Raw genomic sequence first — 12011 nt, 5'->3', positions numbered from 1 at the left:
ACTATACTTTCTCGCGTTTTTGTTCCACCTCTTTAACCATGCAGATTATCACATCACACAAGCAAACCGATTTCGATGCTCTTGCATCTATTGTTGCAGCTACGCTTATCTATCCCGGAAGCGTCGGAGTAGTCCCAAAGGAAGTAAGCCGCAATGTACGTCGATTTCTATCAACCCATAAGACCGCCTTTAATCTGATCCTCCCACAGGAGGTGAAGCACGATGAGGTTTCACGGCTTATTGTAGTCGACACCCCCGCCTGGCAACGTCTCGACAGGATGGACAAACTGCGCAAAAGGGATGATCTCGAAATTCATCTCTGGGACCACCATATGCATGGTGGTAACATTGAGGCGGACTGGATATGTCAGGAAGATATCGGCGCGACCATAACCCTCTTTATCAGAGAGTTTAAAAAACGTGAGATAGAACTCAATCCTCTGATGTCCACCGTCATGCTGCTTGGGCTCTACGAGGATACAGGACACCTTACGTTTCCTTCAACTACTCCTGAAGATGCCTATGCTGCCGCATATCTGCTTGAGCAGGGCGCGGATCTCAATGTCGCTGCATTCTTTCTCAATCCTCCATATGAGGAAAAGCAGAAGGAAATTCTCTTTGAGATGATGAAAGGTACTGAAAAGCGTACCATCCTTGATCAAGAGATCGGCTTTAACATTGTCCCTCTGGATGGCAAGGTAACAACGCTGTCGGGCATCGTTAATATGTACCGTTCCATCATTAACGTCGACGCGATATTTGTTATTTTCGTAACCAATGGACGTGCCACTGTTATCGGCAGAAGCGGTGTTGAATCTATTGATATCGGTCGGATCATGGTGCAACTTGGCGGCGGCGGTCATTCCGGCGCAGGCTCAGTCACCATTAAAACTGATGAGCAATCCCCAGAAGAAGTTAAACAGGCAATAATTAATCTGCTTGAATCTGAACAACAGGAAGGAGCCCGCATTGCTGACCTGATGTCATTTCCTGTTAAATCCGTCACGCCTGATACACCCATGCGTGATGTTCATGCCCTGATGTCTAAAGAGAAGATACGGGGTGTTCTGGTTATGGAAAATGATGAATTACATGGGATTGTCGTTCTGTGGGACTTCAAGAAACTCAAGTTCGATAAGCACTGGGACAAACCGGTTAAAGCCTATATGGCAAGAGACCTGCAAAGCGTTGCTCCTGATGCCATCCCGGCACAGGTCGGCAGGTTAATGCTCGAAAAAAATATTGGACATCTCCCTGTGGTACATGAAGGCAAGGTGATCGGCATCGTTACCCGCACAGACATCCTGAATTTTTTCTACAACTTACTACCGGAATAACCTATATAATGAGGGTCTTCGTAGAATCACTTATCTATTAGAGACCCTTGTAATTGTCTCTCATGATCGTATAATTCGAGTATACCTATCCACCGACTGCAGTCACAACATCTGTATTACCACGGAGGAAGAAATGTTCGAATTAAAAGCTCTGGATCCTGGTGCAATCGAATCTTCACTCAAAAGAGCTCAACGTTACAGACTACTCAACGAGCCTGATGATGCAGAATCCATTTGCCTGGACATACTCGCGGCCACTCCTGATAATCAGGAAGCACTTATAACTCTGCTCCTCGCCTTAACCGATAAATTCCCACACTCAGGCCTTACCCCTTCGTTTGAACAGGCGCAGGAAATTGTTCCGAAACTTGATGGAAGTTACAGCAAGTCATATTACCTTGGTGTTATTTATGAGCGTTGCGCTAAATACCATCTCAAAAAAGGTGGGCCAGGTGCTGGAACAGCAGCCTATGAATGGTTTCTTAAAGCGATGGAAGCCTTCGACAACGTCCTCAGCAATGACAACCCGAAAAGCCAGGAAGCGGTTTTGCGCTGGAACTCCTGCGCACGGATATTAAACAGTAATCCGGAAGTTAAAGCAGTCGAACCTGAATCTGCCGAACTGTTGCTTGATAGCTTTGAAACACCGCATTAAAAATGCCAGGGAGTCTCATCATCCGAGACTCCCCTATTGATATCACATCACTAAATGCAGTGATAGAATTTCCTTGTTGGCTACGTAGTTTCCACCCGAAGCCTATTTAGGAAATACCGCAGGATCTGTGAATACCCAATCCCGCTCCTCGACAGGTGTATGACAGGAAACGCAAACTTGTGCACCTTTGTTAAACGGTTTCTGCTCCAGACCTTGCCAACGCGCCCAACCCCATCCATAGTCTTTGGCATATTTCTTTGAGTCCTTGAACATAAACTCAGCATGAACAAATTCCCCTGGAACAGTAGCTTCATCCCAATCTTCAAGTTGCGTATCCTTCCAGACAACTTTACCGAGTATTGCGCCGTCAGGCCATGGATTAGTTTTACCAGTTCGTGCCGCCTGCACAGCAACATCGTTACCAAGGATAGTACGAATTGTTTTATTATCTGTTCGATGAGACACAGCTATCGTAGCCCAACTCTGCCAGCCGACCGGGTATGTAATTTCATGAGAAGGCGCAGGAGTATGATCTGCTGCAGTTGCCAAAACAGGAAATATTGCTAATAAAAACGAAAACATACTAATACAACACGAAACATTACGATACTTCATAGGTCACCTCTTTTAACGGTCAAACCATACGTTATGCAGAACAACCCCATTAGTTCAATAGTCGCATCTCGCCTTGTAACCTTCTAAAAATAAATAATAAATTAGCCAATTTTAAAGTGTCAATCCTCCCAAAAAGCATCCACACCTTTACTCACCACGCTTATCCTTGATCACCTTTTTCGTTTGATTGATTCGTTTTGTTATCAGGATAGATCTTGGACACGCTTTGGTGCATTTGAAGTGGTTATCGCATGACCAGACTCCATCTGGAGTATCGAGTATCTGTAAGCGTTCGTCTATTCCGTTATCACGCGAGTCGGCGTTAAAGCGAAAGGCCTGGGCTATTGCTGCAGGCCCGAGAAAATTTGGATTCTCATCAAGCACCGGGCATGCAGAATAACACGAGGCGCAAAGGATACAATTGGTTGTATCATCAAAGACCATACGCTCTTCACGCGACTGAATCCGCTCCTGGCCATCCACTTCTTCATCGTTAATGAGAAAGGGCTTTACCTCCCGGTACTTTTCAAAAAATTGATCCTGATCGACAATAAGATCACGTTGAACCGGAAGATGGCTAAGCGGCTCAACAGTGATCATATCACCATCATTTTCCGCCAGTTCTTTGATCAACGTTTTACAGGCCAACCCATCATTACCATTAATCCGCATGGCATCAGAACCGCAGACACCATGAGCGCAACTCTTTCTAAACCCGAGACTGCCGTCCTGAAAACGTTTTACTGTCATCAACGCATCGAGAAGCCGTTCATTCGGGCCTGCTTCAACAGTGTATTCCTGAAAATATGGTGCCTTGTCGGTATCAGGATTGTATCGCTGTATTTTAAGGATGATGTTCATACTCGGCTCCTTTATTCTCAGTACGTACGAGGTTTGGGTTCCCAGATCGAGGTATCAACCGGTTTATAGTCGAGACGGACTGAATCGCCTTCCAGGTATGCCAGAGAATGCACCAGCCAGCCATCATCGTCACGTTCTGAGTAATCCTCCCTGCTATGAGCTCCCCTGCTCTCCTGCCGTTTCAAGGCCGCTGTGGCGGTTATAAGTGAAAGATCCAGTAGATTTCCTAATTCAATCATCTCAAGCAGATCGGTATTGAAGCTTTTAGCACTATCCTGCACACGCACATTCAGATAGCGTTTTCTCAGCTCCTGAACCTCCTGTACCGCCTGTTCCATTTTTTGTTCATTGCGGTAAATACCCACTTTTTCCATCATGGTCGTCTGCATCTCATCAGTGATATGACCGCCGTGTGGACCTTCCCTGCCATCGGTCATCCTGCCAATCCAAGCTTTTGCTGCATCCGCTGCGGATGCGTCTGGTTCTGATAGCGTTGCACTTTTCACATATTCAGCAATATGCTGGCCTGCGCGCCGCCCGAAGACTACGAGATCGAGTAAGCTGTTGGTCCCCAGCCGGTTCGCACCATGAACAGATACACATGCGCACTCACCGGCCGCATATAATCCTTCGACTACCGTATTATTTTTATCCTTTAGAACTCTTCCATGAACATCAGTCGGAATGCCGCCCATCGCATAATGGGCTGTCGGTAATACTGGTATAGGTTTATCCGCTGGATCAATCCCCAGGTAGGTCTTGCAGAAATCTGTAATGTCCGGAAGCTTCTTCATCAGGACTTCTTTACCGAGATGCGTCGCATCAAGATAGACATAGTCATCTATTTTACCGTCTCCACGAATTCCCTTACCGTCCAGAACCTCGGTCATTATTGATCGGGCAACGATATCGCGCGGGGCTAAATCAAGCAGAGTCGGTGAATAGCGCTCCATAAAACGCTCACCACTGTTGTTTCGCAGTATGCCTCCTTCACCACGGACTGCCTCTGATATCAGAATACCAAGGCCCATTATGCCGGTAGGATGAAATTGAAAAAACTCCATATCCTGAATCGGTATACCTTTTCTTGCACAAACTGCAGGGCCATCCCCTGTATTTGCATAGGCATTTGAGGTGATTTTAAACATCCGGCCAAAACCACCCGTTGCAAAGAGTACCGCTTTAGCAGCAAAAATATGCATTTCTCCGGTCGCCAACTCAACGACTACAACGCCTTTGCAGACATCCTTTTCCAAAATCAGATCGAGCACCTGATATTCATCAAAAAATGACACGTCGTTTTTGATACATTGCTGGTAAAGTGTCTGCAAAATCATGTGTCCTGTACGATCCGCAGCATAACAGGCACGTTTGACCGGCCCTTCACCGAAATTTCTGGTATGGCCTCCGAAGCGCCGCTGATCTATCTTTTCTTCTAAAGTGCGGTTAAACGGCAGGCCGCGGTTCTCAAGATCGTAAACCGCCTGTATAGCCTCTTCTGTAAGAATCTTTGCCGCCTGCTGGTCGACGAGATAGTCACCACCCTTTACCGTATCAAAGGCATGCCATTCGGCCTTGTCTTCTTCAACATTGCCAAGAGCTGCGCTGATTCCTCCCTGAGCAGCTCCGGTATGACTGCGAACAGGGTACAACTTTGACAAAACAGCAGTTTTGGATTTCTTACTGGCTTCAAGTGCAGCATAAAGCCCTGCACCACCTGAGCCGACTATAACCGTATCGAATTGATGGATCACAAGCACCTCCATAGTGTTGGATGAATTCCACGTCCTTACCGGCTAACAACTATATGGAAAAGCGAAAAGGGTCGTATAATTAACCACCCTGAAACACGACCGGAGCAACCGGCCATGTTGATTTTTTTATATTTCTGTACGTAATAAAGAACTCCTTTCAGAACGTAAGGAGCGTGTTATTCTTGATGACGTAGTCTTACAACAACAATCACCTCTAATCATTTAAGCAAGATAGTGGTCGTCAAACAAGGACTTTTTATTCGAACGTCAATTCGCAACATCAATGACGTACACACCACACAAAAAAGGCCGACAACCGTGTATTCACGATTGTCGGCCTTCCAGCGGACACCTTACATCCCCACTATGTTTTTCGTTTACTCAGTTTCTATGGAAAACAAATCTTTAACACCTCATCGAAGGAGGATACGAAATGAGCATCAATCCCCTCCTTGATATGGTCAGGCAGCAGTTCAAAGTCGCCTTCGTTTTCTTTTGGTAAAAGTACCTGCTTAACATCAGAACGTTTTGCAGCGATGATCTTTTCCTTCACGCCACCAATCGGCATAACCAGTCCGCTCAATGTCAGCTCACCAGTCATTGCAGTTTTTTCTACAATTGGTTTATTCATCGCCAGAGAATAGAGTGAACACGCCATGGTAACACCTGCTGACGGCCCATCCTTTGGTGTTGCTCCGGCAGGCACATGAAGATGAACAAAGCTCTCTTTAAAGAACTCTGTAGCCTCCTTATTGTCCTTCAACATGGAACGCACATAACTGTATGCGATCTCGGAAGACTCAACCATTACCTTACCCAGCTGACCGGTCTGCTTAAAGCCCGGACTACCAGTTGGAACAGGAATAGATTCTATGTAGAGAGTCGTACCTCCCATTGATGTATACGCAAGACCCTGAATTACCCCGACACGTGGCTTCTTAAACGCCTTTCCTTCAGTGAAGACCTGCTTGCCAAGAAGATCAACAAGCTCTTCCTTTTTGATCTTTACAACCTCATCAGGTTTTTTGACAATTCTGGTGACCGCCTTTCTGATGATCTTTTTGATGCAGTTCTCAAGACCACGGACACCTGCTTCACGCGCCCAGCCGTCAACGATCGCTGTGACAACAGGTCGCGGAATTTTTATCTGCTTGGTTGTAAGACCGTGATTCTTTATCTGCTTAGGAATCAGATGCCTGCTGGCAATCTCAACCTTTTCTTTCAAGATATATCCGGGAAGCTGAATCATCTCCATACGGTCAAGCAGCGGCCCGGGGATGGTATCCAGCTGGTTCGCCGTACAGATAAACAGCACCTTGGAAAGGTCAAACCGTACATCAAGATAATGATCGAGGAAATCCTTGTTCTGCTCAGGATCAAGTACTTCAAGCAGAGCCGAAGCAGGGTCGCCACGGAAACTGGCACCGATTTTATCAATCTCATCAAGCATGATCACCGGATTAGAGGTCTTGCAGGTCTTAATCGCCTGAACAAATTTACCCGGCATAGCACCGATATATGTTCGGCGATGTCCCTTAATCTCTGCTTCATCCCTCATGCCGCCAAGGGAAAACCTGTAAAACTCACGACCAAGACTTTTGGCAATTGATTGCCCGATAGAGGTTTTACCAACACCTGGAGGACCTGCAAGCAGGATAATCGAACCAGAAAGATCACCTTTTACAATACCGACATTAATCAATTCTAAAATGCGCTCTTTGACATCATCAAGGCCGTAATGATCCTTATCAAGGATTTTCTCGGCTTTGGTTGGATTATAATTATCCTTGGTAAATACGCCCCATGGCAGAACTGTCAGCCAGTCGAGATACGCACGACTTACGTTGAATTCGGCAGAAGACGGTCCAAGCAGCCTGAGCTTTTCGATCTCTTCCTTGACCTTGACACGTGCTTCTTCACTCAGGACAAGTTTTTTGAGACGCTTTTCGTATTTCTCAATCTCAGCCTGGGTATCATCCTTTGCAATACCGAGCTCTTTCTTGATCTCCTGCAGCTGCTGCTTGAGGAAAAACTCACGTTGCTGCTTTGAAAGCTGCTCTTCAATTCGCTTGGAAATCTGTGCCTTAAGCTTCGATATTTCAAGCTCTTTTCGTAGCAGAACAAGAGATGCTTCGATACGTTTTCGAACATCCTCAAGCTCAAGAATTTTCTGGATATCCGAGCCGGATGAGGTTGTCATGGACGCTGAAAAATCGGCAAGCGCACTCGGATCACTGAGATTTATTCGCTCAATAAGAAGAGACAAGCCTTCTTTAAAGAGTGGATTAAGCGCCACCAGCTCTTTTATGCAGTCGATGATCGCGACTGAATAGGCTTTTAATTCTTCGGTGTTTTCAATCTTCTCACTATACAGATAATTAGCCTCGGCATAGAAAACAGTGTCCTTACGATAGAGATGCAGAACTTCAAATCGCTCCAGCGCCTGCGCCATAAGCTGCAACGGCTCGCCAGGCTCTCTGGGCGGAGTAGCCTGAACAACTCTAACTACCACACCAACATTAAAGAAATCGTCGGGATCTTCCGGTCGCCGAGGCATCGCATCCTCTGTAGGTACAGTCAGTAAAAGACCGAGATACAGAGGACCCGACTGCTCTCCTCTCTCCATCAGTGCTTCCTGAACCTTTGGATCGTCTACGATAATCGGCCCCATCATCTTCGGGAACATCGGACGATCATGAAGCGGAATTATGAGGAGTTTTTCCGGAAGCAGATCCTTCGAGACCATTAATGACTTGTCTGATCCTTCTGCGGTTTTCTCATCTTCGGGAGAATCGATGCCATCCGGGGTCAAAACAGTCGGTTTTTCATCCATGTATTTTCTCCTTGTCCCTGCAAAACCGGCTAACAGCAACCTTGATAAGAGCGGTTACCAGAACCGGCATAAGTGAATTAATGTGTTTTCAACAGGCGAGCGCCTTTTTTTTAAATACAATTTCAGCAGCTTAAAAGTCAAGGCAATTGTCCTGCCTCCCCATGAACATATTGGTAAGCACGATTTGAGCGTTACGGAAGTACTTTAATGTCGAATTGTTAATAAAATACGCTTTAATTAAATAACGTTACTCATTTGCGAGCAGTTCCATAAGCTCTAAATGAACCAGGCCGTTTGTTGCTACAATACCGTTCTTTGGATATTCTTTGCCTCCGGAAAAATCACACACAGTCCCACCCGCTTCCCTGACAAGCAGTACCCCCGCAGCAACATCGTAGATATTCAGGCACCGCTCCCAATACCCATCCATCTTGCCGGCTGCGACCCAGGCAAGGTCGAGTGCGGCAGAGCCATGACGGCGGATATCCCGGACCCTCAACATAATCCTGTTAAAGGCTTCGAGGTTATTTTTTTCCTGTCCGTCACGAATACAGGCAAAGCCTGTGGTAAGCACCGACTGAATAAGGGTCTGTCGCCTTGAGACAGCTATCGGATTACCATTTACAGTTGCACCTTTTCCCTTTTCCGCAAAAAACATCTGGTTGAGGACCGGCGCATAGACACTCCCCGCAACCAACTCACCTCCCTGCTGCAAGGCTATGGAAACCGTATATCCCGGCAGTCCATGTACATAGGATGTGGTGCCATCTATCGGATCTATTATCCAGCAACTGTCACTGCCAGTTTGTGATGTGCCGCGCTCTTCACCGATTATCGTATGTTCCGGATAGTGCCTGGTGATTTCATCACGTAAATAATCTTCAACCTTTCGATCAACAGGGGTCACAAGGTCGGTTACACCTTTATACTCAACATCGTCAGTTTCAAAAGTAAGGGATTCCTGAATACAGATATCACCTGCCGCCCTGGCAATCCTCTTCATAAAGGTATCAATCATGGTAATCGCCTGAAGAAATTATCTATTCCACTCGCCTTACAGCCTGTTTTTCAGTATCATGATCACTATAGCATGTTTCTCTCTGAAAACACGATCCATTCGACTCTCATCCACCTGAAGCGGGTTCACCTAAGGGGACTGCCATGAATCATAACGATTTTCTAAAAAAACTGCAGGTCAACGGTAAAGAATATACCTATTTCGACATTCACGAGCTCTCAAACAAAGGCGTTGGCAATATCGGGCGACTGCCCTATTCCATCAGAATTCTTGTCGAGAATCTCTTACGAAAATATGACGACAAAATAGTCAATGAAGACGACATAAAGGCCATCGCCAATTGGCAGACAAGCTACGATGCTCCGCTCGAAATTCCTTATCACCCGGCCAGAGTACTGATGCAGGACTTCACCGGCGTACCGGCGGTGGTCGATCTTGCTGCCATGCGTGATGCGGTGAAGGAGCTCGGGGGCGACCCGGCCAGGGTCAATCCGCAGGTCCCCGTAGAACTGGTTGTCGATCATTCTGTTCAGGTTGACTTTTCAGGTACCACAGAGAGCCTCGACCAGAATGTAGAAAAAGAATATTCACGCAATAGCGAACGCTACACCCTCTTGAAATGGGCTCAAAAAAGTTTTGATAATTTCAAGGTTGTCCCACCAAATTCAGGTATTTGTCATCAGGTTAACCTTGAACATCTGGGGCGCGTCGTTATCGCTGATGAGATGGATGACATGACTCTTGCATTTCCCGATACCGTAGTCGGTCTTGATTCACATACACCAATGATCAATGCAATCGGCGTAATGGGCTGGGGAGTTGGCGGTATTGAGGCAGAAGCCGTAATGCTTGGCCAGCCGTATTACATGTCGATACCAGAAGTTATCGGTGTCCGCCTAACCGGTAGTCTTCGCGCAGGCGTTACCGCAACCGATATGGTTCTGACCATTACAGAGATGCTGCGCGAGTTCAAGGTTGTTGAGAAATTCGTTGAATTTTTCGGACCCGGCCTGCAAAACCTCTCAATTCCTGATCGGGCAACCGTCTCGAATATGACACCTGAATATGGTGCAACTCTCGGCCTTTTCCCAGTCGACAACAAGACGCTTGAGTATCTAGAGATAACCGGTCGATCAGAACAGGCGGCACTCACTGAAATCTACAACAAAGCCAACGGCCTGTTTTATGATGGCGAAGAAGAGATAGAGTACACTGCACGGGTTGAGATTGACCTCTCCACTGTTGAACCATCACTCGCAGGACCTGCAAGACCTCAGGACAGGATCGCGCTCTCAGGCATGAAAACCGCCTTCAACACAATTCTTGATGCAACAGCACCTCCATCACGTGGCAAGGCTATCGAAATCACCATGAACAACTCTCCGGAGTACCTTGGTAACGGCAGTGTTGTCATCGCAGCCATCACTTCATGTACCAACACATCTAACCCTTACGCTCTCGTAGGGGCCGGACTCATGGCCCGCGAAGCTGTAAAAAGAGGATTAAAGGTACCGGGGTTTGTAAAAACCTCTTTTGCCCCAGGCTCCCGCGTCGTGAGCAGCTACCTCGAAGACTCCGGGCTCATGCCGTACTATGAAGCACTCGGTTTTCATATTACTGCCTTCGGCTGCACCACCTGCATAGGCAACAGCGGCCCGCTCAATCCGGCAGTTGAAGATGCAATCAGTGAGCATGACCTTAACGTCGCAGCGGTGCTTTCCGGTAACAGGAACTTTGAGGCACGTATCCATCAGAAAATAAAATCCAACTATCTGGCATCCCCAATGCTGGTAATGGCCTTTGCACTGGCGGGTAGAGTTGATGTTGATCTCACCACCGAACCGGTCGGTTACGATCCCAACGGCAATCCCGTGCTACTAAAAGAGCTCTGGCCTGATCATGAAGATATTGAAAAGCTGGTAAAACAGTATGTAACCAAGAGCAGCTTTGCTCTCCAGTACAGTAAAATTTTCTCCGGTGATCAATTCTGGGATAATCTGAATGTAGCTCAGAGTACAACCTACACCTGGGATGAAAAATCCACCTATATCAAAAAGCCGCCGTACTTTGATGGTTTCACTCAGGAACCGGTTATGCCTGGCGATGTGCAAGATGCCAGGGCATTTCTGCTGCTTGGCGAAAGCGTTACAACCGATCATATCTCGCCTGCAGGTGCCATTCCTCCCGAATATCCGGCTGGTAAATACCTGATCGAGCAGGGTGTGGAACAGGTTCATTTTAACTCATACGGCTCACGGCGTGGCAACCATGAAGTAATGATGCGCGGAACGTTTGGCAATATCAGGATAAAAAACCTGATGGTAAGTCCAAAAGAGGGCAGCTTCACTCTTAAGTTCCCGGAGGGTGCAGAGATGTACAACTACGACGCCGCCATGAAATACAAGCAGGAAGGTGTGCCGCTCATTGTGCTGGCCGGCAAAGAATACGGAACAGGCTCGTCGCGTGACTGGGCTGCTAAAGGCAGTACACTGCTTGGTGTGAAAGCGGTTATCGCCGAATCATACGAGCGCATTCACCGCAACAACCTTGTAGGTATGGGCGTATTACCGCTTGTATTCAGCCCGGGTGACTCCCTTGGTTCACTGGGGCTCAAAGGGGATGAACTCTTCTTTATAGAAGGCCTTGCAGACATGGCTCCACGAAAAGAGCTGAAGGTACGAAGCATCGCTCAAGATGGCAAAGAGGTTTCTTTTACCGTTATCTCCCGACTTGATACCGAAGTTGATGTAAGCTATTTCGAACACGGTGGAATCCTCCCATTTGTCTTACGACAGATGATGGCAGAATAATTGTCTTTCATTGTATCTATCGCATACCATTCAGCATGTGATAGATATTGGAACAAAAAAAATCCCCGACCAGAATTTCATGGTCGGGGATTTTTATTTTCAACCCATGCTCTAAAGCGCTTTAGTTT

At 46.9% G+C, this 12011-nt stretch carries 7 protein-coding genes and 1 pseudogene; 3 read left to right on the top strand and 5 right to left on the bottom strand.

The genetic code is table 11. The features are described from left to right. The first annotated feature begins 38 nt into the window (after positions 1 to 38). Together FCL46_RS27090 and FCL46_RS27085 are read left to right on the top strand one after the other, a co-directional pair. Positions 39 to 1337 (top strand): CBS domain-containing protein, encoded by a 1299-nt coding sequence (locus FCL46_RS27090; protein ID WP_136808547.1) that lies wholly within the window; start codon positions 39 to 41, stop codon positions 1335 to 1337. 133 nt (positions 1338 to 1470) lie between these two features. Further along, entirely contained in the window at positions 1471 to 1992 is a 522-nt protein-coding gene (locus FCL46_RS27085) for a hypothetical protein (protein ID WP_136808548.1), read from the top strand. Between the two features lie 186 nt (positions 1993 to 2178). Here the strand turns inward: FCL46_RS27085 and FCL46_RS27080 are convergent. The 5 genes and pseudogenes from FCL46_RS27080 to FCL46_RS27060 all read right to left on the bottom strand — a co-directional run. Then, positions 2179 to 2574: pseudogene (locus FCL46_RS27080) on the bottom strand (cytochrome P460 family protein); the annotation flags it as partial. 180 nt (positions 2575 to 2754) lie between these two features. Next, a complete protein-coding gene (locus tag FCL46_RS27075; protein ID WP_136808549.1) occupies positions 2755 to 3468 on the bottom strand; it encodes a succinate dehydrogenase iron-sulfur subunit in 714 nt (237 codons plus the stop codon). Positions 3469 to 3485: 17 nt separating this feature from the next. Then, the gene (gene sdhA, locus FCL46_RS27070; protein ID WP_136808550.1) at positions 3486 to 5234 is read right to left on the bottom strand and encodes a succinate dehydrogenase flavoprotein subunit; all 1749 of its coding nucleotides are present in this window, start codon (positions 5232 to 5234) and stop codon (positions 3486 to 3488) included. 376 nt (positions 5235 to 5610) lie between these two features. Further along, a complete protein-coding gene (gene lon / locus FCL46_RS27065) occupies positions 5611 to 8055 on the bottom strand; it encodes an endopeptidase La (protein ID WP_136808551.1) in 2445 nt (814 codons plus the stop codon). A gap of 247 nt (positions 8056 to 8302) precedes the next feature. Next, a complete protein-coding gene (locus FCL46_RS27060; RefSeq protein WP_228723295.1) occupies positions 8303 to 9073 on the bottom strand; it encodes an inositol monophosphatase family protein in 771 nt (256 codons plus the stop codon). A gap of 143 nt (positions 9074 to 9216) precedes the next feature. Between FCL46_RS27060 and acnA the strand changes: the two genes are divergently transcribed. Further along, positions 9217 to 11883 (top strand): aconitate hydratase AcnA, encoded by a 2667-nt coding sequence (gene acnA / locus FCL46_RS27055; protein ID WP_136808552.1) that lies wholly within the window; start codon positions 9217 to 9219, stop codon positions 11881 to 11883. Positions 11884 to 12011 lie beyond the last annotated feature (128 nt).

It is taken from the genome of Desulfosediminicola flagellatus (genome assembly GCF_005116655.2).
Classification (GTDB): Bacteria; Desulfobacterota; Desulfobulbia; order Desulfobulbales; family Desulfocapsaceae; genus Desulfopila; species Desulfopila flagellata.
This window is presented reverse-complemented; position numbering and strand designations above follow the sequence as displayed.

Excerpts from the sequence above, each read along its gene's own strand:
- FCL46_RS27090 (WP_136808547.1), top strand. The coding sequence starts at position 39 with ATGCAGATTATCACATCACACAAGCAAACCGATTTCGATGCTCTTGCA.
- FCL46_RS27085 (WP_136808548.1), top strand. The coding sequence starts at position 1,471 with ATGTTCGAATTAAAAGCTCTGGATCCTGGTGCAATCGAATCTTCACTC.
- FCL46_RS27075 (WP_136808549.1), bottom strand. The coding sequence starts at position 3,468 with ATGAACATCATCCTTAAAATACAGCGATACAATCCTGATACCGACAAG.
- sdhA (WP_136808550.1), bottom strand. The coding sequence starts at position 5,234 with ATGGAGGTGCTTGTGATCCATCAATTCGATACGGTTATAGTCGGCTCA.
- lon (WP_136808551.1), bottom strand. The coding sequence starts at position 8,055 with ATGGATGAAAAACCGACTGTTTTGACCCCGGATGGCATCGATTCTCCC.
- FCL46_RS27060 (WP_228723295.1), bottom strand. The coding sequence starts at position 9,073 with ATGATTGATACCTTTATGAAGAGGATTGCCAGGGCGGCAGGTGATATC.
- acnA (WP_136808552.1), top strand. The coding sequence starts at position 9,217 with ATGAATCATAACGATTTTCTAAAAAAACTGCAGGTCAACGGTAAAGAA.